Raw genomic sequence first — 25,713 nt, forward strand, 5'->3', positions numbered from 1 at the left:
GCGATGGCGCGCCACGGTAATAGTGGATATGCCGCAATAAATCTGGCTAAAGTCGCCGGTGCTCTCGACAAGGACGTGCCGGATGGATCTTTTCTCGTGGTTGGGTGAGTGGGCTTTCGCCCCCACGCAATGGCTGGTGATCGGGCTGGCCATTACCCTGGCCTACATCGTGTTCGGCATCGCCAGGTTCGGCACGGCGCTGGTGGCCGCGCCTATCCTGCTGCTGTACATGCCACTGGCGAAAATCATCCCGCTGCTGGTGCTGCTGGATTTTGTCGCGGCATTCGGCAACTTGTTGCCATCGCGTCGGGACGTCGCCCGGCCCGAGTTGCTGCGATTGTTGCCGTGCATGGCGGTGGGTTGCACCCTCGGGGTGATTTTCCTGCTCAACCTCAAATCCGACCTGTTGCTGTTGTTGATGGGCCTGTTCATCAGCGCCTATGCGATCTACAGCCTGTGGATAAAGACCCGACCGACGCAGCTGTCGGCGCTGTGGGCGCTGCCGATGGGCACGGTCGGCGGATTGTTCGGCGCGTTGTTCGGCAGCGGTGGCTTTTTATATGCCATCTACCTCAACAGCCGCCTGTCCAAGGAGGCGGCCCGGGCGACCCAGAGTGCGCTGATCAGTTGCAGCACGGTGGTGCGCTTGAGCCTGTTCGTCGTCGCCGGGGTGTATGCCGAGCTACCCTTGCTGGTACTGGCGCTGTGTTTGTTGCCGGCCATGGCGCTAGGGCTGTGGGTTGGGCGCCGCTTGACCATGAAGATGTCGCGAGAGGCGTTTGTGCGACTGGTCACCTGGCTGGTGCTCGCCAGCGGCCTGGCATTGATCGGGCGCTATCTGAGTGCTTGACCTGGCCGGGCCAGAGATTAAGCTGCCGGCCTTTTACAAGACCCGCCAGGGAAACAGCCAGGCCTCGCCATGAATTCGCAAAGCATCATCGTCCCGAAAATTTCCACCTTGCCGGTTCACGAGCCCCGGGCTCGGGCGATCGTGCGCTGGTTGGTGCGCAAGAACATCGTCGAAGAGCAATTGACCACTTGCGGTCGCACTGGCAATCGCATGGCCCACGCCATCGCTCCCGGCGCCCGCCAGGTGGTCCTGCATCCCGACGCGTTGCCGTTCGGCGAGCCGGTCAACGGCCTGGAGATCATCACCAAGCGCTGCATCTACACGCCGGCCAAGGGTTTTCTTGAAGAGGCCGGCTGCGCCGAGTGCCGCAAGGAAATTGGCGAAGCGCTGTTCGAAAGCCTGGAGGAGTGGATGCCGGGTCGCACCGACAACTTCACCTGCCCTGAATGCGGGCATGAGGATGACATCAACGGGTTCCTGTTCCTGCAGCCCTGCGCCTTCTCCAACCTGGGCTTCATCTTCAATAACTGGCTGGAGGCGGGGTTCAGGCAGGAGTTCATCGATGAGTTCGCCGATTGGCTGGACCAGCCGGTGAGTTGGGTGAGGGTGGAGTTGTAGATAGGTACATCACAGGATGCTTTTGTGGCGAGGGGATTTATCCCCGCTGGACTGCGCAGCAGTCCCAAAGCAGTCGACTCAATCTGCCCGATGTCCCGCAGGGCCTGGGTTTAGGGCCGCTTCGCGCCCCAGCGGGGATAAATCCCCTCGCCACAGGGTTTGGTGTACCACAAGGACTGTGGTTTCAGCCCCTCAATCACCCCGCCAATAATAGACAGAGTTTTACATTGAGCCAGACGGGGTCCATGAGTATAATGGCGCGCTTCCATTTTCCCGCTCGGGAGCCCCCGCGATGCTGCGTATCAGCCAAGAAGCTCTGACCTTCGACGACATTCTCCTAGTGCCCGGTTATTCCGAGGTACTGCCTAACGAAGTCAGTCTCAAAACCCGTCTCACCCGTGGCATCGAACTGAATATCCCGCTGGTTTCCGCCGCCATGGACACCGTGACCGAAGCCCGTCTGGCCATTGCCATGGCCCAGGAAGGCGGTATCGGTATCATCCACAAGAACATGACCATCGAACAGCAGGCCGCCGAAGTGCGCAAGGTCAAGCGGTTCGAGGCTGGCGTGGTCAAGGATCCGATCACCATCGAGGCTGACGCCACGGTCCGGGATCTGTTCGAACTGACCCGCATGCACAACATCTCCGGCGTTCCGGTGCTGCACGATGGCGACCTGGTCGGCATCGTCACCTCCCGTGACGTGCGTTTCGAGAATCGCCTGGACGCCAGCGTTCGCCAGGTGATGACGCCGAAAGAGCGTCTGGTCACGGTCAAGGAAGGCACCAGCAAGGACGAAGTCCGTGAATTGCTGCACAAGCACCGCATCGAGCGCGTGCTGATCGTCGATGACAAGTTCGCCCTCAAAGGCATGATGACCGTCAACGATATCGAAAAAGCCAAGGCTTATCCGCTGGCGAGCAAGGACGACCAGGGTCGTCTGCGCGTTGGCGCGGCGGTCGGCACCGGCAAGGACACCGGCGATCGCGTCGCCGCCCTGGTCAATGCAGGCGTTGACGTGGTGGTGGTCGACACTGCCCACGGTCATTCCAAAGGCGTGATCGACCGCGTTCGCTGGGTCAAGCAGAACTTCCCTGACGTACAGGTGATCGGCGGCAACATCGCCACCGGCGAAGCCGCCAAGGCCCTGGCCGAAGCTGGCGCCGACGCGGTCAAGGTCGGTATCGGCCCAGGCTCGATCTGCACTACCCGCATCGTTGCCGGTGTCGGCGTGCCGCAGATCAGCGCCATCGCCAACGTCGCCGCCGCCCTTGAAGGCACTGGCGTGCCGCTGATCGCCGACGGCGGTATCCGCTTCTCCGGCGACCTGTCCAAGGCCATCGTCGCCGGTGCCTACTGCGTGATGATGGGTTCGATGTTCGCCGGTACCGAAGAGGCGCCGGGCGAGATCGAACTGTTCCAGGGCCGTAGCTACAAGGCTTATCGCGGCATGGGTTCGCTGGGCGCCATGTCCCAGGCCCAGGGCTCTTCCGACCGTTACTTCCAGGACTCCTCCGCGGGTGCCGAGAAGCTGGTGCCGGAAGGCATCGAAGGTCGCGTGCCGTACAAGGGCACTCTGAGCGCGATCATCCATCAACTGATGGGCGGCCTGCGTTCTTCCATGGGCTACACCGGCAGCGCGGACATCGAAGAGATGCGCACCAAGCCGGAATTCGTGCGCATCACCGGCGCCGGCATGGCCGAGTCCCATGTCCACGACGTACAGATCACCAAGGAAGCGCCGAACTACCGTGTAGGTTAAGGCTTCCAGCAAAACGTTAATCACCGGGGCTGTTCATTCAGCCCCGAGTTGTTTCTGATTCACTACATGAGAATGAGTCATGGCCCTCGACATTCACGCTCACCGCATCCTGATCCTCGACTTCGGTTCCCAGTACACCCAGCTGATCGCCCGCCGCGTGCGTGAAATCGGCGTGTACTGCGAGCTGCATCCGTTCGACATGGATGAAGAAGCGATTCGCGAGTTCGCTCCCAAAGGCGTCATCCTCGCCGGCGGCCCCGAGTCCGTGCACGAAGCCGACAGCCCGCGCTGCCCGCAAGCGGTGTTCGACCTCGGCGTACCGGTGTTCGGCATCTGCTACGGCATGCAGACCATGGCTGAGCAACTGGGCGGCAAGGTCGAAGGTTCCGACCTGCGTGAGTTCGGTTATGCCCGCGTCGACGTGGTCGGCAAGAGCCGCCTGCTGGACGGCATCGAAGACCACATCGACGCCGACGGCCTGTTCGGCCTCGACGTGTGGATGAGCCACGGTGACAAGGTCACGAAGATGCCGGAAGATTTCCACATCCTCGCCAGCACCCCGAGCTGCCCGATCGCCGGCATGTTCAACGACGATCGCCGCTACTACGGCGTACAGTTCCACCCGGAAGTGACCCACACCAAGCAGGGCGGCCGCATCCTGTCGCGCTTCATCCTCGACATCTGCGAATGCGAAGCCCTGTGGACGCCTTCCAAGATCGCTGAAGATGCCATCGCCCAGGTTCGCGCCCAGGTCGGCACCGACAACGTATTGCTCGGCCTGTCCGGCGGTGTCGATTCCTCGGTGGTTGCCGCGCTGCTGCACAAGGCCATCGGCGACCAGCTGACCTGCGTCTTTGTCGACAACGGCCTGCTGCGCCTGCACGAAGGCGAGCAAGTGATGGCCATGTTCGCCGAGAACATGGGCGTCAAGGTGATCCGCGCCAACGCCGAAGAGCAGTTCCTGAATAACCTGGCCGGCGAGTCCGACCCGGAAAAGAAGCGCAAGATCATCGGTCGCACCTTCATCGACGTGTTCGATGCCGAATCCTGCAAGCTGGACAACATCAAGTACCTGGCCCAGGGCACCATCTACCCCGACGTGATCGAGTCGGCCGGCGCCAAGAGCGGCAAGGCCCACGTGATCAAGTCCCACCACAACGTCGGTGGCCTGCCGGAAGAGATGAACCTGAAACTGGTCGAGCCGCTGCGCGAACTGTTCAAGGACGAAGTGCGTCGCCTCGGCCTGGAACTGGGCCTGCCCTACGACATGGTCTACCGCCACCCATTCCCCGGCCCGGGCCTGGGCGTGCGGATCCTCGGCGAAGTGAAGAAGGAATACGCCGACCTGCTGCGTCGCGCTGACCACATCTTCATCGAAGAACTGCGCAAGGCCGACTGGTACCACAAGGTCAGCCAGGCATTCGTGGTATTCCAGCCAGTGAAATCGGTCGGCGTGGTCGGCGATGGCCGTCGCTACGCCTGGGTCGTGGCCCTGCGCGCCGTGGAAACCATCGACTTCATGACCGCTCGCTGGGCACACCTGCCGTATGAACTGCTGGAAACCGTGTCCGGGCGCATCATCAACGAAATCGAAGGCATCTCCCGCGTCACGTATGACGTGTCGAGCAAGCCACCGGCGACGATTGAGTGGGAATAACCGAACCTCAACAGGGGTAACCCCCCTGTTGTCCTGAGTCGATGCAACGTCGATTTTGTGATCGGAGGGAGAAAGGGGCGGGTTCAGCCTCTTTCTCAGCTCTGACGAGCCGGTTGTTGAAATAATCGTTTTTGCGCACAGCTCTTGTTATCTAATCGTTTTTATCCCTCCCTAATCGTTAGCTGCCAGGATCAGGCACAGCATCATCGATGCCTTCACGCGGGCGTGGGTATTGGTGTGATTGGTCGATATCGCCCGGGAAAGCCCGTCGAAGGCCTCTGCCATGCAGTTTCCCCGTCACGTTTCGCTACGATTGCCGTCTCAGTGAGCGCCGAGACGCGCTTATCATCGGGCGTTATGGCCGTGCGGGTATCGCAGCCACTCGAAGTGAACGAGGTTGTCGGTTGACAACCTTTCCGGCCGCGCGAATACTGGAGATCACGGATGATTCGTCCCTCGCACCCGAAGAAAGAGCTCGAAGAAGCGCTCAGGCAGGAATAGAACAATGGAATTCATCTTTACCTTGAAATATCAGCTTGCCGACGACGGCTGTGCCATGGAGGAACTGGTTGAGCGGTTGGGCGAAGCGGGGTGTGACGATGCCCTGGTAGGTATCGGACAGCCAGGGCGGCTGGCGCTTGAGTTCACTCGCGATGCGCCTGATGCCGCTGACGCGGTGCTTGGCGCGCTAGAGGACGTTCGTCGCGCGGTACCGTCGGCCAGACTGATCGAGGTTGCGCCTGATCTGGTCGGGCTGACCGATGTCGCCGAGATCATAGGGGTGTCTCGGCAGAACATGCGCAAGCTGATGTTGACTCACCCGGGCAGCTTTCCGACGCCCGTGCATGAGGGCACTGCATCGATCTGGCATCTGGCGGACATTCTGACCTGGCTGCAGGCCCGGGGCAGTTATTCGTTTGCCTCGGGTGTGTTGGATGTGGCCCGGGTGGCCTTGCAGGTCAACGTTGCGAAGGAAGGCCGACGGCTAGCCGAGGTGGGTTCCAAGGAGTTGGAAGCGCTGGTTGGGTGACAGCGGTCATCGTCCGAGCGCGGCCCGCGACAATCCTTCACTTAATCTTTCTCAATTGCAGGTGTATCGTATTCGCCTTTTCCGGGCCCCACCGGCCCGTCGCAGATTCAAGAGGTAGTCGCGTTCATGTCCTTTACCCGTCGCCAAATACTCGGTGGCCTGGCCGGTCTTGTTGTCGTTGGCGTAGGTGCGGGAGGCGCGTCGCGGTATTGGTTGGGCAAGATGGCCGATGCCGAGGCCGGTCACGACTATGAGCTGATCGCGGCGCCGCTGGATGTGGAGCTGGTGGCCGGACACAAGACCCAGGCCTGGGCCTTTGGTCCGTCGGCGCCGGGCACCGAGTTGCGGGTGCGCCAGGGCGAGTGGTTGCGGGTGCGATTCATCAACCATTTGCCGGTCGCGACGACCATTCACTGGCACGGCATCCGCTTGCCGCTGGAGATGGACGGCGTACCGTATGTCTCGCAACTGCCGGTGTTGCCAGGCGAGTACTTCGATTACAAATTCCGCGTGCCGGACGCCGGCAGTTATTGGTATCACCCGCACGTCAACAGCAGCGAGGAGCTCGGACGCGGGCTGGTAGGGCCGTTGATCATCGAAGAGCGTGAGCCTACCGGCTTCAAATACGAGCAGACGTTGAGCCTCAAGAGTTGGCATGTGGATGAGCAGGGCGAGTTCGTCGCGTTCAGCATCCCTCGCGAGGCGGCGCGTGGCGGCACCGCCGGGCGGCTGTCGACGATCAACGGCGTGCCCCAGGCGGTGATTGATTTGCCGGCCGGGCAGATTACCCGGGTGCGTTTGCTCAACCTCGACAACACGCTGACTTACCGCATCAATATCCCCGGCGTCGAGGCGCAGATCTATGCGCTCGACGGCAATCCCGTCGCGCCGCGCCCGTTGGGCAAGGAGTACTGGCTGGGCCCGGGTATGCGCATCTGCCTGGCGATCAAGGCGCCGCCGGCCGGTGAAGAGTTGTCGTTGCGCAATGGCCCGGTGCGCCTGGGGACTCTGCGTTCGGTGCCCAACAATGACGCACCGACCCAGTGGCCGCCGGCGCTGCCGGCTAACCCGGTGGCCGAGCCGGACCTGGCCAATGCGGAGAAACTCAACTTCAATTTCGAATGGGTCGGTTCGGTCTCGGTCAATATCGACAATGGCAAGCCGCCGAGCCTGTGGCAAATCAATGGCAAGGCCTGGGATATCACCGACAAGACCTGCGCCGATCGACCGATTGCCACGCTGAAGAAAGGCCAGAGCTATATTTTCGAATTGAAGAACATGACCCAGTACCAACACCCGATCCATTTGCATGGCATGAGCTTCAAGGTGATTGCGTCGAACCGGCACAAGGTCATTCCGTATTTCACCGACACCTACCTGCTGGGCAAGAACGAGCGGGCGCAGGTGGCGCTGGTGGCGGATAACCCCGGCGTGTGGATGTTCCACTGCCATGTGATCGATCACATGGAAACCGGCCTGATGGCCGCCATCGAGGTGGCGTGATGCGCCAGATTCGTCCCGCGCGGATCATCGACCGCAGCCGCGACCAGGATTTCATGCGTGAAGCCCTGGCCCTCGCCGCGCAAGGTGCTGCGCTGGGCGAGGTCCCGGTGGGCGCGGTGCTGGTGCACGACGGTGAGATCATCGGGCGTGGCTTCAACTGCCCGATCAGCGGCCACGACCCCAGCGCCCACGCGGAGATGGTCGCCATCCGCGCCGCGGCCCAGGCGGTGAGCAACTATCGCCTGCCTGGCAGCACGCTGTACGTGACGCTGGAACCGTGCAGCATGTGCGCCGGCCTCATCGTCCACTCACGCATCGCGCGGGTCGTCTACGGGGCGCTGGAACCCAAGGCTGGGATCGTGCAGAGCCAGGGGCAGTTTTTCAGCCAAGGTTTTCTGAATCATCGGGTGATGTTCGAGGGTGGGGTATTGGCGGGGGAATGCAGCGCGGTGTTGAGCGAGTTTTTCAAGGCCAGGCGAGCAAAGCCTTCAGACTGAACACTGCCCCTGTGGGAGCGAGCTTGCTCGCGATGGCGTTGGGTCAGCTTGCATTCATGTTGGATGTGCCGCCGTCATCGCGAGCAAGCTCGCTCCCACAAGGATTTCCGGTGCTTGAAAGATTTGGGTTACTTACGCGCCACAATCACCGCCCGCATCGGCGCCGGCATTCCTTCGATGGTTTTACTGTGGTCGGCAGGATCGAGGAAATCACTCAGCGACTGGTACTTCATCCACTCGGTGCCGCGCTGTTCCTCCACGGTCGTCAGGCTGACGTCCACGCAGCGCACATCGCTGAACCCGGCACGGCGTAGCCAGCGTTCCAGGGCCGGGACCGACGGCAGGAACCAGACGTTGCGCATCTGCGCGTAGCGGTCCTCGGGCACCAGCACCTGGTGTTCGTCGCCTTCGATCACCAGGGTTTCCAGCACCAGCTCACCACCTTTTACCAGGCAGTCCTTCAAGGCCAACAGATGCTCGATCGGCGAACGGCGGTGGTAGAACACGCCCATGGAGAACACCGTGTCAAAACCTTCCAGCTCCGGCGGCAGAGCTTCGAATGGGAACGGCAGGTGCCAGGCGTTGGGCTGTGACAGGTAGCGCTGCACCGCCTGGAACTGGCAGAAGAACAGCCAGTTCGGGTCGACGCCAATCACCGTGTCCGCGCCGGCACCGAGCATCCGCCACATGTAGTAGCCGTTGCCGCAGCCGACATCGAGGATGCGCTTGCCCTTGAGGTCCAGGTGCGGGGCGACGCGTGACCATTTCCAGTCCGAGCGCCATTCGGTGTCCACGTGCACGCCAAACAGATCGAACGGGCCCTTGCGCCACGGAGAAAGACCCATCAGCGCGGTACGCATCTGGGCGCGGGTTTCGTCAGGGCAATCCGCGTCCAGCGTCAGCCCGTTCAGCAGATCCACGGTGGTGGGCTGCAAGGCTGGCAGCGCATCGAGGGCGCTTTGCCAACGCTCCAGGTCGCCGTGGCCCTTTTCCATCTTGATATCGAGCTGCGTTTGCAGTGTCGCGGCCCAGTCGGCCAGGGGCGTGCCGGCCAGATGGCGGGCGAGGGGGGACAGATCAATCATGGCAAGGCAATCAACGAGGCGAAGTTAAGACACTGGAACCACGGCACGACTTTCGAAAAGCCGGCCGCCAGCAGGCGCTCGCGGTGTTCTTCGAGGCTGTCGGGCTTCATGACGTTTTCGATGGCGCTGCGTTTCTGGGCAATTTCCAGTTCGCTGTAGCCGTTGGCGCGCTTGAACGCCACGTGCAGGTCGGTCAGCAGGGCATGTTCCTCGGCATCGTTGAAGCGCAGTTTTTCCGAGAGGATCAAGGCGCCGCCGGGCAGCAAGGACTGACGGATACGGGTCAGCAACGCGGTGCGTTGTTCGGGTGCGATGAATTGCAGGGTGAAGTTCAACGCCACCACCGAGGCCGGCTGGAACGCCAGCGCAAGGATGTCGCCTTCGATCACTTCCACCGGCAACAGCTCCTGGAACATCGAGTCCTGGCCGTTGAGGTATTCGCGGCAGCGCTCGACCATGGCCGCCGAGTTATCCACCGCGATCACCCGGCAACCGTCGGTGCGCACATGACGGCGCAGCGCCTGGGTCACCGCGCCCAGGGACGAACCGAGGTCATACAGCACGCTGTTGGGCTGGGCGAACTGTGCGGCGAGCACGCCGAGGTTCTCGACGATGGTCGGGTAGCCTGGCACCGAGCGCTTGATCATGTCCGGGAACACTCGCACCACGTCTTCATTGAAGGCGAAGTCGGGCACCTGGGCCAAGGGCTGGGCGAATAGGCGATCGGGTTCTTTGCTCACGACGGTTCCGGCGGCAGGGATAGTGAAAAGGCCGGCATTTTAACCAAAAAACCTGTGGGAGCGAGCTTGCTCGCGATGGCGATGGTTCAGCCAGTCGTTCGGTTGGCTGACAGATTGCTGTCGCGAGCAGGCTCGCTCGCACATTCAATCTCTGTCTAGTGATGTTTTTGATGGAGAAAGGTGGCCGCACCCATCAGCACGAGTATCAGCCAACCCACGTTCAATTCACCGAAATGGCGCAGTCGAAGGTTTCCACGGGCGGTACTTCGGGCGCCCAGGGCTGTTGATAAGTCAGGCGCAACCGCCCGGTGCCGGCGTTGAACGCCTGGAAGCGCCAGGTTGACACCCCGGCGGCGCCGACGATGCCGGCGTCTTCCGGGTTGCGATAGACCTCCGGGCCCAATGCCTTCAACACGCCGCCGGCTGAATCCTGGACCGTCCACCGGTAGCCGGTGCTGGGGTTGGTCGGCAGGCTCAGGATCAAGGTCTGCCCATTATTGAGCCGAACCGGGCACTGGCCCGTTTTCTCCACCGTCACGTTGTGTTTCGGTTGCATGGCACAGGCGCTCAACAAGGCGAGGCTGACGGGTACGAGCAGGCGGGTGAGAGACATAAGGGCTCCGGCGTTCACGACGAACGGCGAGCATAACCGAAGATGCTACCGGGTGTGTCAGATGAGGGTGTGTTGATGCTGAAGGCCATTCGCGAGCAGGCTCGCTCCCACAGTGGATTTGTGTCGTTCACTTGATTCGTGATCCACACCGATTTCCCTGTGGGAGCGAGCCTGCTCGCGAAGGCGCCGGTATAGGCGCTACAGGACCGTCAGAACAACACCTTCGCCACATCCGCAAACCGCTTGGCAAAATGCACCGTGACGCCTTCCTTGAGGTAGTCCGGCAGTTCCTCGAAGTTACCCCGGTTGGCCTCCGGCAGGATCAGTTCATTGATCTTCTGCCGGCGCGCCGCAATGACTTTTTCGCGTACGCCGCCAATCGGCAGGACATGCCCGGTCAGGGTCAGCTCGCCGGTCATGGCCACGCCTTTCTTCGGCGGCTGGTTGCGCGCCAGGGACAGCAGGGCGCTGGCCATGGTCACGCCGGCACTCGGGCCGTCCTTGGGCGTGGCGCCTTCCGGTACGTGCAGGTGAACGAAAGCCTCGTCGAAGAACTTCGGATCACCGCCGAATTGCTTCAGGTGCGAACTGACGTAGCTGTGGGCAATTTCAGCCGATTCCTTCATCACTTCGCCCAGTTGCCCGGTGAGTTTGAAGCCGCGATTGAGCGTATGGATACGCGTTGCCTCGATCGGCAGGGTCGCGCCGCCCATGCTGGTCCAGGCCAGGCCGGTGATCACGCCAATGCCGGACAGCACCTGCTCGTTGCGGAACACCGGTTTGCCCAACGAGGCCTCGAGATCTTTCGGCCCGAGTTTGATCACGGCTTTCGGCTCGTCGATCAGCTTCATCACCGCCTTGCGCACCAGTTTGCCCAGCTGTTTTTCCAACTGACGGACGCCGGCCTCCCGTGCATAGCCGTCGATCAGTGCCTTGAGGGCGCTTTCGTTGATGCTCAGGCTGCCCTTGGATACGCCGGCCTTGGCCAGTTGCTTGGGCCACAAGTGGCGCTTGGCGATGGCGACTTTTTCTTCGGTGATATAGCCCGACAGGCGAATCACTTCCATGCGGTCCAGCAGCGGGCCGGGAATCGAGTCCAAAGTGTTGGCAGTGCACACGAAGAGCACTTTCGACAGGTCCAGGCGCATGTCCAGGTAGTGGTCGAGGAATTCGACGTTCTGTTCCGGGTCGAGGGTTTCCAGCAGCGCGGAAGCCGGGTCGCCCTGGTAGCTCTGGCCCATCTTGTCGATTTCGTCGAGCATGATCACCGGGTTCATCACTTCGACGTCCTTGAGCGCCTGCACCAGCTTGCCCGGCTGGGCGCCGATGTAGGTGCGTCGGTGGCCCTTGATCTCGGCCTCGTCGCGCATGCCGCCGACACTGAAACGATAGAACGGCCGTCCGAGGGATTCGGCGATGGACTTGCCGACGCTGGTCTTGCCCACGCCCGGTGGACCGACCAGCAAGACGATCGAACCGCTGATCTCGCCTTTGTAGGCGCCCACCGCGAGGAACTCCAGGATGCGGTCCTTGATGTCGTCCAGGCCAGCGTGGTGCTGGTCGAGAATCTTGCGGGCGTGCTTGAGGTCAAGTTTGTCCTGGCCATACACCCCCCACGGCACCGATGTTGCCCAATCGAGGTAGTTACGGGTGACGGCGTATTCCGGCGAGCCGGTTTCCAGGATCGAGAGCTTGTTCATTTCCTCTTCGATGCGTTTCTGTGCCTGGGCCGGCAGTACCTTGCCTTCCAGGCGCTGCTCGAATTGTTCCAGGTCGGCGCTGCGATCGTCCTTGGTCAATCCCAGCTCCTGCTGGATGACCTTGAGTTGCTCCTTGAGGAAGAACTGGCGCTGATGTTCGCCGATCTTGCTGTTGACCTCGGCGGAAATCTCTTTCTGCAGTCGCGCCACTTCGACTTCCTTGCGCAGCATCGGCAGGACTTTTTCCATGCGCTTGAGCATCGGCACGCAATCGAGCACTTCCTGCAATTCACTGCCGGTGGCGGAGGTGAGCGCGGCGGCAAAGTCGGTCAACGGCGAAGGGTCGTTGGGGCTGAAGCGGTTGAGGTAGTTCTTCAGCTCTTCGCTGTACAGCGGGTTGAGCGGCAGCAGTTCCTTGATCGCATTGATCAGCGCCATGCCGTAGGCCTTGACCTCGTCGGTCGGCTCACTTGGCTGATGCGGGTATTCGACTTCCACCAGGTACGGCGGGCGATGGTGCTTGAGCCAGGTGCGAATGCGTACGCGGGTCAGGCCCTGGGCAACGAACTGCAATTTGCCGCCTTCACGGCTGGCGTGGTGGACCTTCACCAGCGTGCCGTACAGCGGCAGTTTCGAGGTGTCGAAGTGGCGCGGGTCTTCCTGAGGCGTGTCCATGAAGAACAACGCCAGGGAATGATGATCGGACTTGGCCACCAGCTCCAGGGTCTCGGCCCACGGTTCTTCGTTGACGATGACCGGCAGTACCTGGGCCGGGAAGAACGGACGATTGTGGATCGGGATGATGTAGACCTTGTCCGGCAGGCTCTGGCCGGGCAGGGCCAGGCCCGTACCGGAAACGGTGTGTTCGATGTGTTCTGAATCTGCGTATTCGTTGTTGGCTTCGGTCGAGTGCTGGTCGCTCATGGGGCACCTGCGCAATGGAGTATGGGTCTTAGATGGGGCAGGTGAGGGGTTGTTTCAATGCTGGATAATTGTCAGGGGTTATTTCAATGGCCTGCGTTCAGGCTGGCGACAGGTTGATGTAGCGAGGGAATCATCCCTCGCCACCCCCTTCAACCGATGCGATTCAAGTCGTTATGGCGCGTTTCCTTCAGGCATAGCACCGCGATCACGCTGAGCACCGCCGCTGCGGAAACGTATCCACCGACGTAGCTCAAGCCGCCCATCGCCACCAGTTTCTGGGCAAAGAACGGTGCCGCCGACGCACCGACGATGCCGCCCAGGTTGTAGGCCGCCGACGCGCCGGTGTAGCGCACGTGTGTCGGAAACAGCTCCGGCAGCAGCGCACCCATGGGGGCGAAAGTCACGCCCATCAGGAACAGTTCGATGCACAGGAACAATGCCACGCCAGCAGTGGAGCCGTGGGTCAGCAACGGTTCCATGAGGAAGCCCGAGGCAATCGCCAGGACGCCGCCGATAACCAGTACCGGTTTGCGCCCGTAGCGATCGCTGGCCCAGGCCGATAGCGGGGTGGCGGCGGCCATGAACAGCACGGCAAAGCACAGCAGGCCGAGGAAGGTCTCGCGGCTGTAGCCGAGGGTGGACACGCCATAGCTCAGGGAAAATACCGTCGAGATGTAGAACAGGGCGTAACACACCACCATCGCGGCCGCGCCGAGCAATGTTGGCGCCCAATACTGGCCGAACAGCTCGACCAGCGGGATCTTCACCCGTTCCTGACGGGCCACGGCATTGGCGAAGACCGGCGTTTCATGGAGCTTGAGACGCACATAAAGGCCAACGATGACCAGGGCGGCGCTCAGCAGGAACGGAATCCGCCAGCCCCAGGAGCGGAACTGCTCGTCGTCGAGGGTCATGGCCAGGGTCAGGAACAGGCCGTTGGCCGCCAGGAAGCCGATGGAGGGGCCCAGTTGGGGGAACATGCCGAACCAGGCGCGCTTGCCTTTCGGGGCGTTCTCGGTGGCAAGCAGCGCCGCGCCGCCCCATTCGCCGCCCAGCCCCAGGCCCTGGCCGAAACGCAGCAGGCACAGGAGAATCGGCGCCCACGCGCCAATGCTGGCGTAGCCGGGCAGCACGCCGATGAGGGTGGTGCACACGCCCATCAACAGCAGCGACGCCACCAGGGTGGACTTGCGCCCGATCCGGTCGCCGAAATGGCCGAACAGCGCCGAGCCCAGCGGGCGGGCGAGGAAGGCGATGCCGAACGTCAGGAAGGACGACAGCATCTGTGCCGTGCCCGAGGTTTGCGGAAAGAATACCGGCCCGATCACCAGGGCGGCAGCGGTCGCGTAGACGTAGAAATCGTAGAACTCGATGGCGGTGCCGATGAAACTCGCGGTTGCCACGCGGGTGGCCGAGTTGGTCGGTTGGTTCGCCACGGCGTCATTGCAAGTGGTGGTGGTCATGCGGTTATCCCTGACAGTCATGTGCTCCGTTGGAGCGAATTATTATGGTCGAACACCCAGGGATGTGGGTTGGGGCGCTGTCGCTGTTTCGGGTAGGAACAGTCGCAGGGTTGCAGCGGATATTGCCGGTGGACTGCCCGGAACGGTCTGAGTGCCGGGTAGGCACTGGGTTCGGGCGGGGCTGGGTAAGCGGGTTGAGTATAGGAAGGGGGCTAACGAATCGACAAGAGAGCCTGCAAACAATATCGAAGCGTGTGCTTGGCTTTTGTGGCGAGGGAGCTTGCTCCCGCTGGGGCGCGGAGCGGCCCTGAAACCTGAGCACTCGGTGTGTCAGGCAGGTTGGGGTGGATGCTTTGGGGCTGCTGCGCCGCCCAGCGGGAGCAAGCTCCCTCGCCACGGGTACGGCGGTTAGATAGCAGCGGGCACCGAGCTGTTATGCCACACCAGCACCTGGCTGACGCGGTTGTCGACGGTCTCGATGATTTCCAGCCGGTAGCGGCCGATTTTCAGGCAGACCGGGCTTTCGGGAATGGTTTCCAGCGCTTCGGTGACCAGGCCGTTGAGCGTCTTCGGGCCATCGCAAGGCAAGTGCCAGCCGAGGGTCTTGTTCAACTCGCGGATCGACGCCGCGCCTTCGATCATCAGACGGCCATCGGGCTGGGGATGGACATGGGGGTTGTCGAGGCTGTGCTCGCTTTCGAACTCGCCGACGATTTCCTCGAGAATGTCTTCCAGAGTCACGATGCCCAGCACTTCACCGTATTCATCCACCACCATGCCCAGGCGTCGCTGCTGCTTGTGGAAGTTGAGCAACTGCAGTTGCAGCGGCGTGCTCTCGGGGACGAAGTACGGCTCGTGGCAGGCCGCCAGCAGCGCTTCCTTGGTCAGGCTCGCGTCCGCCAGCAGGTGGCGGATCTGGCGAGTATTGAGCACCGCTTCGACCTGGTTGATATCGCTGTGGAACACCGGCAGTCGGGTCCGACGATTCAGGCGCAGCTGTTCGATGATCTCGCCGATGGGGTCGTCGAGGTTGATCCCGTCCACCTCGCTGCGGGGCACGAGGATGTCGTTCACGGTGATGTTGTCCAGCGCATGGATACCGGATACCGGATGAACCCGGCCGCTGTGTTCCTGTTCATGTTCAGCACGGGCCGGTGCGGGCATCTCATCGTCGCTGTGCTGGACGGTGCCGGTCTTGCGGGCAAAGGGGCGCAGCAGCAACTGGCTGAAACCATCGAGCAGCCAGGCGGCCGGGTAGACAATCTTCAGCGGCAGGGCGAGCAGGCTGTTACCCAGGCCCAGCACGGCGTCAGGGTGGCGGGCCGCCACGGTGCGAGGCAGGTAGTCGGCAAAAACCAGCAAGGTTGCGCTGCTGCCAAGCCATGCCAGCCATGGGCCGTTTTCCAGCCAGGTAAAAATTGCCAGCCAGGTGCCGATCACCACGGCCAGGGCACGACAGAGGGTGTTAGTCAGGATCAGACTGGCGATAGGGAACTTCAGCTTCGCCAGTGGCTTGTCGCCAACGCGCGACGCTCTGCGCTGCGCGAGCAGACACTGTTGGGCCGCTTCGATGGCCGTGAACAGCGCCGACCAGAGGATCAGTACGACCATGACCGCAAACAATGGCCCCAAGGGCAGCCTATCCATCAGTGTCGTCCGTCAGACATGCAGGATGTATTCGCGGACCAGCTTGCTGCCGAAGTAGGCGAGCATCAGCAGGCAGAATCCGGCCAGGGTCCAGCGAATTGCCTTGTGGCCCCGCCAGCCGAGACGATTACGCCCCCACAGCAGCACGCTGAACACGATCCACGCCAGGCACGCCAACAATGTCTTGTGCACCAGGTGTTGGGCGAACAGGTTTTCGACGAACAGCCAGCCGGAAATCAGCGACAGCGACAGCAGCGTCCAGCCGGCCCAGAGGAAACCGAACAGCAGGCTTTCCATGGTTTGCAGCGGCGGAAAATTGCGGATCAGCCCGGACGGGTGCTTGTGCTTGAGCTGATGGTCCTGTACCAGCAACAGCAAGGCCTGGAACACCGCGATGGTGAACAGGCCGTAGGCGAGGATCGACAACAGGATATGAGCGAGGATGCCTGGCTCTTCGTCGATGATCTGCACGGTACCCGACGGCGCGAACTGCGCCAGCAGCACCGTGGCCAGTCCCAGCGGGAACAGCAGCACCAGCAGGTTTTCCACGGGGATGCGCGAGCAGGCCAGCAGCGTCAGGGCAATCACGGCCACGGCAATCAGGCTGGCGGCATTGAAGAAGTCCAGGCCCAGGCCGATCGGCGTCATCAGGTGGGTGACAAGACTGGCCGCGTGGACGAGCACCGCCAGCACGCCGAGCGTGACCAGCAGGCGCTTGTTCGCCTTGGCGCCGGAGGCCAGGCGGGTGCCCTGATAGAAGGTCGCAGCGGCATAAAGACAAGCGGCGGCGAGGGAAGCAAGCAAACTGGGTGACAAGGGGAGCATAAATCCTGTTAGGCAAGCCCGAAAGGCGCTGAGTTTGGCATAGAACCCCCACCGCACGAAAGACCACCGCAACCGACGGCGAGGTGTACGTCGCACGCTTCTTCGCTATAATCCGCGACCTGCCCACGCCGCAGGCTCGCCGAGCACATATTTCACGGTCTGGGCCGCCATTATCCCGGTCTTATCTGGGCCTGAAAGGATCGCGCATGTTTGAAAACCTAACCGACCGTCTCTCGCAGACGCTGCGCCATGTCACCGGCAAGGCGAAACTGACCGAAGACAACATCAAAGACACCCTGCGCGAAGTGCGCATGGCGTTGCTCGAAGCCGACGTCGCCCTGCCGGTGGTCAAGGACTTCGTCAATTCGGTGAAGGAACGCGCCGTCGGCACCGAAGTGTCGCGCAGCCTGACGCCGGGCCAGGCCTTCGTGAAGATTGTCCAGGCCGAACTCGAAAGCCTGATGGGCGCCGCCAACGAAGACCTCAACCTGAGCGCCGTGCCTCCGGCGGTCGTGCTGATGGCCGGCCTGCAGGGCGCGGGCAAGACCACCACTGCCGGCAAGCTGGCGCGCTTCCTTAAAGAGCGCAAGAAGAAGTCGGTGATGGTGGTGTCCGCGGACATCTACCGCCCGGCGGCGATTAAGCAGCTGGAAACCCTGGCCAACGACATCGGCGTGACGTTCTTCCCGTCCGACCTGAGCCAGAAGCCGGTGGACATCGCCCAGGCTGCTATAAAGGAAGCGAAGCTCAAGTTCATCGACGTGGTTATCGTCGACACCGCCGGTCGCCTGCACATCGATGAAGAGATGATGGGCGAGATCAAGGCGCTGCACGCCGCGATCAACCCGGTGGAAACCCTGTTCGTGGTTGACGCCATGACCGGCCAGGACGCGGCCAACACCGCCAAGGCCTTCGGCGACGCACTGCCGCTGACCGGCGTGATCCTGACCAAGGTCGACGGCGACGCCCGTGGCGGTGCCGCGCTGTCGGTCCGCGCGATTACCGGCAAGCCGATCAAGTTCATCGGTATGGGCGAGAAGAGCGAGGCGCTCGAGCCGTTCCACCCCGAGCGTATCGCCTCGCGTATCCTCGGCATGGGCGACGTGCTCAGCCTGATCGAGCAGGCCGAACAGACCCTCGACAAGGATAAGGCCGACAAACTCGCCAAGAAGCTGAAGAAGGGCAAGGGCTTCGACCTCGAAGACTTCCGCGACCAGCTGCAACAGATGAAGAACATGGGCGGCCTCGGCGGCCTCATGGACAAACTGCCGAACATCGGTGGCGTGAACCTGGCGCAAATGGGCAATGCACAGGGCGCGGCCGAGAAGCAGTTCAAGCAGATGGAGGCCATCATCAACTCCATGACCCCGGCCGAGCGCCGCGACCCTGACCTGATCAGCGGTTCGCGCAAACGTCGTATCGCCATGGGTTCCGGCACGCAGGTGCAGGACATCGGCCGCTTGATCAAGCAGCACAAGCAGATGCAGAAGATGATGAAGAAGTTCTCCGCCAAAGGCGGGATGGCCAAGATGATGCGCGGCATGGGCGGTATGTTGCCCGGCGGCGGTATGCCGAAAATGTAAAGAATCTGCGCCGGCTGTCATGTCGGCGTTGCCCCGCACGGATGCGGGGATCTTCAGCAAACCCGTGCTATGCGGGAGCTACCTGCCGTTTTTTATGACGGCTCTACGGCAAATCTTGATTGCACGGCGCCATGCGCCGGAAAAAGTCATTTGCAAAAGTCCGGATATTCCTTAGAATATGCGGCCTTTCGGGCACCTATGCCCGCTGTGCATTTAGATTTGCAGCACCGACTACAGGAACGATGTTCACATGCTAACAATCCGTCTTGCCCTTGGCGGCTCCAAAAAGCGCCCGTTTTACCACCTGACCGTAACCGACAGCCGCAATCCGCGTGACGGTTCCCACAAGGAACAGGTTGGTTTCTTCAACCCTGTTGCCCGTGGTCAGGAAATCCGTCTGTCCGTGAACCAAGAGCGCGTAGCCTACTGGCTGAGCGTTGGTGCACAGCCTTCTGAGCGTGTTGCTCAGTTGTTGAAGGAATCGGCTAAGGCTGCGGCCTGAGCAATATGAACGCGACGCCAAAAGATGCTGATGATCTGATCGTTGTCGGCAAGATCTATTCTGTTCATGGCGTTCGCGGCGAAGTGAAGGTTTACTCCTTTACTGATCCGATCAAAAACCTGTTGGACTACAAAACCTGGACGCTCAAGCGCGAAGGTAGCGTGAAACAGGTTGAGCTGGTCAGCGGACGTGGGAACGACAAGTTCCTGGTCGCAAAGCTCAAGGGTCTCGATGATCGTGAAGAAGCGCGTCTTCTGGCCGGTTATGAGATCTGCGTGCCGCGCAACCTGTTCCCTGAACTGACCGACGGCGAGTACTACTGGTACCAGCTTGTAGGTCTGAAGGTCATCGACCACCTCGGGCAACTGCTCGGGAAGATCGATCACCTGCTCGAGACCGGTTCGAACGATGTCATGGTGGTAAAGCCTTGCGTCGGCAGCCTGGATGATCGCGAACGCCTGTTGCCCTATACCGAGCAATGCGTGTTGGCCGTTGACCTTGCAGCAGGCGAGATGAAGGTGGAATGGGATGCGGACTTCTAGACGTGGCTAATCTGCGCGTTGAAGTCATCACGTTGTTTCCCGAGATGTTTTCCGCCATCAGCGAGTACGGCATAACCAGCCGCGCGGTGAAACAGGAGCTGTTGCAGCTCACTTGTTGGAATCCGCGGGACTACACCACGGATCGACATCACACTGTGGACGATCGCCCGTTTGGCGGTGGTCCGGGCATGGTGATGAAGATCAAGCCCCTGGAGGATGCGCTGGTTCAGGCCAGGACGGCAGCCGGGGAGGGTGCGAAGGTGATCTACCTGTCGCCCCAAGGCCGTCAGCTGACTCAGTCGGCGGTACGCGAGCTGGCGAAATCGGATGCATTGATCCTGATTGCCGGCCGTTACGAAGGCATTGACGAGCGTTTCATTGAAGCTCATGTCGATGAAGAGTGGTCGATTGGCGACTATGTACTGTCTGGCGGTGAGCTGCCGGCGATGGTCCTGATCGATGCGGTTACACGACTGCTGCCTGGAGCTTTAGGGCATGCGGATTCCGCCGAGGAAGATTCCTTTACGGATGGTCTGCTGGATTGCCCGCACTACACCCGACCGGAGGTGTATGCGGATCAGCGTGTTCCCGACGTGTTGCTAAGTGGCAACCACGCGCACATCCGGCGTTGGCGTTTACAGCAGTCCCTTGGTCGGACCTATGAACGACGCGCCGATCTTCTGGAAAGCCGCTCGCTTTCTGGAGAAGAGAAGAAGCTGCTCGAGGAATACATCCGCGAGCGGGACGATAGTTAACAACGTATCGATGGTAAGTCCGATGACTTGCCTTAGGAGCACAGCATGACTAACAAAATCATCCTTGCACTCGAAGCAGAGCAGATGACCAAAGAAATCCCTCCCTTTGCCCCGGGCGACACCATTGTCGTTCAGGTGAAAGTGAAGGAAGGCGACCGTGCACGTCTGCAAGCGTTCGAAGGCGTTGTTATCGCCAAGCGTAACCGCGGCGTAAACAGTGCATTCACCGTTCGTAAAATCTCCAACGGTGTCGGCGTAGAGCGTACTTTCCAGACCTACAGCCCGCAAATCGACAGCATGGCTGTGAAGCGTCGCGGTGACGTGCGTAAAGCCAAGCTGTACTACCTGCGTGACCTGTCCGGTAAAGCAGCTCGCATCAAGGAAAAACTGGCTTAAGTCCAGCTTCCGATGCAAAAAAAGCAGCCTGCGGGCTGCTTTTTTGTTGCCTGCGATTTGGTCTTTGCGCACCCTGCATGGCTTCATTCCCGTTGAATCCGTGTACGCCCGTATTTTCAAGAGTCTTTATGCCAGCCATCGATCACCCGCTGATAGACCAGTTTCTCGATGCCCTGTGGCTGGAGAAGGGGCTGTCCGATAACACCCGCAATGCCTATCGCAGCGATCTTGCCCTGTTCAACGGCTGGCTCCAGGAAAACAACCTGGAGCTGGCCAATGCCGGACGCGAGTTGATCCTCGATCACCTGGCGTGGCGCCTGGAGCAAAACTACAAGCCACGCTCGACTGCCCGGTTTCTCTCTGGCTTGCGTGGGTTCTATCGCTATTTGCTGCGGGAAAAGCTGATCGCGGTGGACCCGACCTTGCGCGTGGAAATGCCGCAACTGGGGCGTCCGCTGCCCAAATCCCTGTCGGAAGCGGACGTCGAGGCGCTGTTGGCGGCACCGGACCTCAGCGATCCCATCGGTCAGCGCGACCGGGCCATGCTGGAAGTGTTGTACGCCTGTGGCTTGCGGGTCACTGAACTGATCAGCCTGACGCTGGAACAAGTGAACCTGCGCCAGGGCGTGCTGCGGGTGATGGGCAAGGGCAGCAAGGAGCGCCTGGTGCCGATGGGCGAAGAAGCGATCGTCTGGGTCGAACGCTACATGCGCGATGCCCGTCATGACTTGCTGGGCGGGCGTCCCAGCGACGTGCTGTTTCCCAGCCTGCGCGGCGAGCAGATGACCCGCCAGACTTTCTGGCACCGCATCAAGCACCAGGCCAAGGTGGCCGGGATCAACAAATCGCTTTCGCCCCACACGCTGCGCCATGCCTTCGCCACGCACCTGCTCAATCACGGCGCCGACCTGCGGGTGGTGCAGATGCTGCTGGGGCATAGCGACCTGTCCACCACCCAGATCTATACCCATGTGGCCCGGGCGCGGTTGCAGGAGTTGCATGCCCGGCACCATCCGCGCGGCTGAATAAAGAACCCTGTGGGAGCGAGCCTGCTCGCGAAGGCAGTGTGTCAGTTATCCTTGATTCCACTGATGTACCGCATTCGCGAGCAGGCTCGCTCCTACAGAAAGCAATCAGCAATACCTCGTATCACCGGCATTCGGCCATGCGGGCCTTATGTGGTAGGCTTTCCCGGTTTGCACAGTGGGCGGCTGGAACCCGAATCCATGCCTCGGTGTCCCCGCCTATTTGTCCGCCTCAGGAGTCCTCATGCGTTTGATCCAGATGTTCACCGCCGCCGCCATTGCGTTGGCCAGTACCTTTGCCATCGCCGATGACGCGGCCGACCAGGCGATCCGCAAAAGCCTCGCCAACCTCGAGCTTGAAGTGCCGATCGAGGCCATTTCCGCCAGCCCGATGTCCGGCCTGTATGAAGTCAAGCTCCAGGGCAGCCGTGTGCTGTATGCCAGCGCCGACGGTCAGTACATCGTCCAGGGCAACCTGTTCGCGCTCAAGGACGGCAAGCCGGTGAATCTCACCGAGATCACCGAGCGCCAAGGCATCTCCAAATTGATCAACGGTATCCCGGTTGCCGAAACCGTGGTCTACCCGGCGGTGGGCGAAACCAAGTCGCACATTACCGTGTTCACCGACACCACCTGCCCGTACTGCCACAAACTGCACGCCGAAGTGCCAGAGCTGAACAAGCGCGGCATCGAGGTGCGCTACGTGGCGTTCCCGCGTCAGGGCCTCGGCTCGCCGGGTGATGAGCAATTGCAGGCAGTCTGGTGCTCCAAGGACAAGAAAGCGGCCATGGACAAAATGGTCGACGGCAAGGAAATCAAGGCCGCCAAGTGCGAGAACCCGGTCTCCAAGCAATTCGCCCTCGGCCAGTCCATTGGTGTGAACGGCACGCCGGCCATCGTTTTGGCCGATGGCCAGGTGATTCCGGGCTACCAGCCGGCGCCGCAAGTCGCCAAACTGGCCCTTGGGGCGAAATGATCGTGGCCAGTGCGCTGCAGAAGATCACGGCCTGGCGAAAACCTTCGCCGGGCCGTTAAACACAAAGTCGCGTTGCTGCGCGGCTGTATTCACGGCCGACCTTGTGTCGGCCGTTTCATGGGGAGTCAAGAGTGAATCCGGTCAAAGTAGGCATCTGTGGGTTAGGTACCGTCGGTGGCGGCACCTTCAACGTACTTCAGCGCAACGCCGAGGAAATTGCTCGTCGTGCCGGGCGTGGAATCGAAGTGGCACAAATTGCCATGCGCACGCCAAAGCCTCAGTTCCAGACGACCGGTATTGCGATTACCAACGATGTCTTCGAAGTGGCCACGAACCCTGAGATCGACATCGTGATAGAGCTGATGGGCGGCTATACCGTTGCCCGCGAGCTGGTACTCAAGGCCATCGAGAATGGCAAGCATGTGGTCACCGCGAACAAGGCGCTTATCGCCGTTCACGGCAATGAAATTTTCGCCAAGGCCCGCGAGAAGGGCGTGATCGTGGCTTTCGAGGCCGCCGTGGCCGGTGGTATTCCGGTGATCAAGGCGATTCGCGAAGGGCTGTCGGCCAACCGGATCAACTGGGTGGCCGGGATCATCAACGGCACCGGCAACTTCATCCTCACCGAGATGCGCGAGAAGGGCCGCACTTTTGAAGACGTGCTGGCCGAAGCCCAGGCACTGGGCTACGCCGAGGCGGACCCGACGTTCGACGTCGAAGGCATTGATGCGGCGCACAAGCTGACGATCCTGGCGTCGATCGCCTTCGGTATTCCGCTGCAGTTCGACAAGGCCTACACCGAAGGCATCACCAAGCTGACCACCGCCGACGTGAACTACGCCGAGGCCCTGGGCTATCGCATCAAGCACCTGGGTGTGGCGCGCAGCACCGCCAGCGGCATCGAGCTGCGTGTGCATCCGACGCTGATCCCGGCCGATCGCCTGATCGCCAACGTCAACGGTGTGATGAACGCGGTGATGGTCAACGGCGACGCCGCGGGCTCGACCTTGTTCTATGGCGCTGGCGCTGGCATGGAGCCGACCGCTTCCTCGGTGGTGGCCGACCTGGTAGACGTGGTTCGCGCCATGACATCCGACCCGGAGAATCGCGTGCCGCACCTGGCGTTCCAGCCGGACTCGCTGTCGGACCATCCGATTCTTCCGATCGAAGCGTGCGAAAGTGCCTACTACCTGCGTATCCAGGCGAAGGACCATCCAGGGGTGTTGGCCCAGGTTGCCAGCATTCTTTCGGAACGCGGCATCAACATCGAGTCGATCATGCAGAAGGAAGTCGAGGAACACGACGGCCTGGTACCGATGATCCTGCTGACCCACCGCGTGGTCGAGCAACGCATCAACGATGCGATCGCGGCGTTGGAGGCGCTTCAGGGAGTCGTTGGCCCGGTGGTCCGTATCCGCGTCGAGCATTTGAACTAAGCAGCGGCGAGCGGCAAGCTGCAAGCTGCAAGTGAAAGCCCGGCGCTTTCCACTTGTCGCTTGTGGCTTGAGGCTTGAAGCTCAAACCGAAGGTTTGCCCCTATGCGCTATATCAGTACCCGCGGCCAGGCACCGGCCCTGAATTTCGAAGATGTCCTGCTGGCCGGCCTGGCCACGGACGGCGGCCTCTATGTGCCGGAGAACCTGCCGCGCTTCACCCAGGAAGAAATCGCTTCCTGGGCCGGCCTGCCGTATCACGAGCTGGCCTTCCGAGTGATGCGCCCGTTCGTCACCGGGAGCATTCCGGACGCCGATTTCAAGAAGATCCTGGAAGAGACCTACGGCGTCTTTTCCCACAACGCCATTGCGCCGTTGCGCCAGCTCAACGGTAACGAATGGGTGATGGAACTGTTCCACGGTCCGACCCTGGCCTTCAAGGACTTCGCCCTGCAATTACTCGGTCGCCTGCTGGACTATGTGCTGCAAAAACGTGGCGAGCGCGTGGTGATTGTCGGTGCTACCTCCGGCGACACCGGTTCGGCTGCCATCGAAGGCTGCAAGCATTGCGAGAATGTCGACATTTTCATCCTGCATCCGCACAACCGTGTCTCGGAAGTGCAGCGTCGGCAGATGACGACGATTTTCGGCGATAACATCCATAACATCGCCATCGAAGGCAACTTCGATGACTGCCAGGAAATGGTCAAGGCCAGCTTCGCCGACCAGAGCTTCCTCAAGGGCACCCGGCTGGTGGCGGTGAACTCGATCAACTGGGCCCGGATCATGGCCCAGATCGTCTATTACTTCCACGCGGCCCTGCAGTTGGGCGGCCCGGCCCGTTCGGTGGCATTCTCGGTACCCACCGGCAATTTCGGCGATATCTTCGCCGGTTACCTGGCACGCAACATGGGGCTGCCGATCAACCAGCTGATCGTCGCCACCAACCGCAACGACATCCTGCACCGCTTCATGAGCGGTAACCAGTACGTGAAGGAAACCCTGCACGCGACGTTGTCGCCGTCGATGGACATCATGGTGTCGTCGAACTTCGAGCGTTTGCTGTTCGACCTGCACGGTCGCAATGGCGCGGCGATTGCCGGCCTGATGGACAGCTTCCGCCAGGGCGGTGGTTTCAGCGTCGAGGCCGAGCGCTGGACCGAAGCCCGCAAGCTGTTCGATTCCCTGGCGGTGGATGACGCGCAGACCTGCGAAACCATCGCCGAGGTGTTCGAGCAGAGCGGGGAGTTGCTCGATCCGCACACCGCCATCGGGGTGCGAGCGGCGCGCGAGTGCCGCCGCAGCCTGGATATTCCGATGGTCATCCTGGGCACCGCTCACCCGGTGAAGTTTCCAGAAGCAGTGGAGAAAGCTGGCGTAGGAAAAGCGCTTGAGCTGCCTGCACATCTTTCTGATTTGTTTGAGCGAGATGAGCGTTGCACCGTATTGCCTAATGATCTGAAGGCCGTGCAGGCCTTTGTCAGCCAGCATGGCAACCGCGGCAAGCCGCTCTGATCGCTGGAAACTGTCACATCTTGAAGCCCGTCTCCTGACGGGCTTCTTGGTTTCTGCATGCCAAAATGGCCG

The 25,713-nt window shown here is 61.3% G+C and carries 23 protein-coding genes; 16 read left to right on the forward strand and 7 right to left on the reverse strand.

Features of this window, described 5'->3' with window-relative positions:
- Window positions 1–82: 82 nt before the first annotated feature.
- From PSH78_RS05465 to tadA, 7 genes are all read left to right on the forward strand, one after another.
- The gene (locus PSH78_RS05465; RefSeq protein WP_305499013.1) at window positions 83–850 is read left to right on the forward strand and encodes a sulfite exporter TauE/SafE family protein; all 768 of its coding nucleotides are present in this window, start codon (window positions 83–85) and stop codon (window positions 848–850) included.
- 69 nt (window positions 851–919) lie between these two features.
- Window positions 920–1,468, forward strand: coding sequence for a sugar ABC transporter ATPase (locus PSH78_RS05470; RefSeq protein ID WP_305499014.1), 549 nt, complete (start codon window positions 920–922; stop codon window positions 1,466–1,468).
- Between the two features lie 292 nt (window positions 1,469–1,760).
- A complete protein-coding gene (gene guaB / locus PSH78_RS05475) occupies window positions 1,761–3,230 on the forward strand; it encodes an IMP dehydrogenase (protein ID WP_305499015.1) in 1,470 nt (489 codons plus the stop codon).
- Window positions 3,231–3,309: 79 nt separating this feature from the next.
- The gene (gene guaA, locus PSH78_RS05480; RefSeq protein WP_305499016.1) at window positions 3,310–4,887 is read left to right on the forward strand and encodes a glutamine-hydrolyzing GMP synthase; all 1,578 of its coding nucleotides are present in this window, start codon (window positions 3,310–3,312) and stop codon (window positions 4,885–4,887) included.
- 505 nt (window positions 4,888–5,392) lie between these two features.
- Window positions 5,393–5,917, forward strand: coding sequence for an AlpA family transcriptional regulator (locus PSH78_RS05485; protein ID WP_305499017.1), 525 nt, complete (start codon window positions 5,393–5,395; stop codon window positions 5,915–5,917).
- Window positions 5,918–6,043: 126 nt separating this feature from the next.
- Window positions 6,044–7,420, forward strand: a complete 1,377-nt coding sequence (locus PSH78_RS05490) for a multicopper oxidase family protein (RefSeq protein ID WP_305499018.1) — start codon at window positions 6,044–6,046, stop codon at window positions 7,418–7,420.
- Window positions 7,420–7,917, forward strand: coding sequence for a tRNA adenosine(34) deaminase TadA (tadA, locus tag PSH78_RS05495; protein ID WP_305499019.1), 498 nt, complete (start codon window positions 7,420–7,422; stop codon window positions 7,915–7,917). Before PSH78_RS05490 ends, tadA begins: the two co-directional genes overlap by 1 nt.
- A 128-nt stretch (window positions 7,918–8,045) precedes the next feature.
- Here the strand turns inward: tadA and cmoB are convergent, their stop codons facing one another.
- From cmoB to PSH78_RS05530, 7 genes are all read right to left on the reverse strand, one after another.
- Window positions 8,046–9,002: a tRNA 5-methoxyuridine(34)/uridine 5-oxyacetic acid(34) synthase CmoB gene (gene cmoB, locus PSH78_RS05500; protein ID WP_305499020.1), complete on the reverse strand. Its 957-nt coding sequence runs from the start codon at window positions 9,000–9,002 to the stop codon at window positions 8,046–8,048.
- Window positions 8,999–9,742 (reverse strand): carboxy-S-adenosyl-L-methionine synthase CmoA, encoded by a 744-nt coding sequence (cmoA, locus tag PSH78_RS05505; RefSeq protein WP_305499021.1) that lies wholly within the window; start codon window positions 9,740–9,742, stop codon window positions 8,999–9,001. Before cmoA ends, cmoB begins: the two co-directional genes overlap by 4 nt.
- 220 nt (window positions 9,743–9,962) lie before the next feature.
- Complete coding sequence (locus tag PSH78_RS05510) at window positions 9,963–10,355, reverse strand: protease inhibitor I42 family protein (protein WP_305499022.1); 393 nt, start codon at window positions 10,353–10,355, stop codon at window positions 9,963–9,965.
- 209 nt (window positions 10,356–10,564) lie between these two features.
- Entirely contained in the window at window positions 10,565–12,979 is a 2,415-nt protein-coding gene (gene lon / locus PSH78_RS05515) for an endopeptidase La (RefSeq protein ID WP_305499023.1), read from the reverse strand.
- A 149-nt stretch (window positions 12,980–13,128) separates the two neighbouring features.
- Window positions 13,129–14,442: an MFS transporter gene (locus PSH78_RS05520; RefSeq protein WP_305499024.1), complete on the reverse strand. Its 1,314-nt coding sequence runs from the start codon at window positions 14,440–14,442 to the stop codon at window positions 13,129–13,131.
- 408 nt (window positions 14,443–14,850) lie between these two features.
- Window positions 14,851–16,089 (reverse strand): HlyC/CorC family transporter, encoded by a 1,239-nt coding sequence (locus PSH78_RS05525; protein WP_305499025.1) that lies wholly within the window; start codon window positions 16,087–16,089, stop codon window positions 14,851–14,853.
- Between the two features lie 12 nt (window positions 16,090–16,101).
- Window positions 16,102–16,914 carry an inner membrane protein YpjD gene (locus PSH78_RS05530; protein WP_305499026.1) on the reverse strand — a complete coding sequence of 271 codons (813 nt, stop codon included), beginning with the start codon at window positions 16,912–16,914 and terminating at the stop codon, window positions 16,102–16,104.
- A gap of 206 nt (window positions 16,915–17,120) precedes the next feature.
- On the opposite strand from PSH78_RS05530, the gene ffh reads away from it, so the two are divergent.
- The 9 genes from ffh to thrC all read left to right on the forward strand — a co-directional run bounded on the left by ffh (window position 17,121) and on the right by thrC (window position 25,641).
- Complete coding sequence (gene ffh / locus PSH78_RS05535) at window positions 17,121–18,497, forward strand: signal recognition particle protein (protein ID WP_135843856.1); 1,377 nt, start codon at window positions 17,121–17,123, stop codon at window positions 18,495–18,497.
- A gap of 250 nt (window positions 18,498–18,747) precedes the next feature.
- A complete protein-coding gene (rpsP, locus tag PSH78_RS05540) occupies window positions 18,748–18,999 on the forward strand; it encodes a 30S ribosomal protein S16 (RefSeq protein WP_003185073.1) in 252 nt (83 codons plus the stop codon).
- 5 nt (window positions 19,000–19,004) lie between these two features.
- Window positions 19,005–19,541 (forward strand): ribosome maturation factor RimM, encoded by a 537-nt coding sequence (gene rimM, locus PSH78_RS05545; protein WP_058544503.1) that lies wholly within the window; start codon window positions 19,005–19,007, stop codon window positions 19,539–19,541.
- Window positions 19,523–20,296 carry a tRNA (guanosine(37)-N1)-methyltransferase TrmD gene (trmD, locus tag PSH78_RS05550; protein ID WP_305499027.1) on the forward strand — a complete coding sequence of 258 codons (774 nt, stop codon included), beginning with the start codon at window positions 19,523–19,525 and terminating at the stop codon, window positions 20,294–20,296. Before rimM ends, trmD begins: the two co-directional genes overlap by 19 nt.
- A 45-nt stretch (window positions 20,297–20,341) precedes the next feature.
- Complete coding sequence (gene rplS, locus PSH78_RS05555) at window positions 20,342–20,692, forward strand: 50S ribosomal protein L19 (RefSeq protein ID WP_305499028.1); 351 nt, start codon at window positions 20,342–20,344, stop codon at window positions 20,690–20,692.
- 128 nt (window positions 20,693–20,820) lie between these two features.
- The gene (gene xerD / locus PSH78_RS05560; protein ID WP_305499029.1) at window positions 20,821–21,717 is read left to right on the forward strand and encodes a site-specific tyrosine recombinase XerD; all 897 of its coding nucleotides are present in this window, start codon (window positions 20,821–20,823) and stop codon (window positions 21,715–21,717) included.
- Window positions 21,718–21,961: 244 nt separating this feature from the next.
- Entirely contained in the window at window positions 21,962–22,693 is a 732-nt protein-coding gene (locus PSH78_RS05565; protein ID WP_305499030.1) for a DsbC family protein, read from the forward strand.
- A gap of 131 nt (window positions 22,694–22,824) precedes the next feature.
- Entirely contained in the window at window positions 22,825–24,129 is a 1,305-nt protein-coding gene (locus tag PSH78_RS05570; protein WP_305499031.1) for a homoserine dehydrogenase, read from the forward strand.
- A gap of 102 nt (window positions 24,130–24,231) precedes the next feature.
- On the forward strand, window positions 24,232–25,641 hold the full coding sequence (gene thrC, locus PSH78_RS05575; RefSeq protein WP_305499032.1) for a threonine synthase: 1,410 nt from the start codon (window positions 24,232–24,234) through the stop codon (window positions 25,639–25,641).
- The last annotated feature ends 72 nt before the right edge of the window (window positions 25,642–25,713 follow it).

The sequence above is a fragment of the Pseudomonas sp. FP198 genome (assembly GCF_030687895.1).
In the GTDB taxonomy this organism is placed as follows: domain Bacteria; phylum Pseudomonadota; class Gammaproteobacteria; order Pseudomonadales; family Pseudomonadaceae; genus Aquipseudomonas.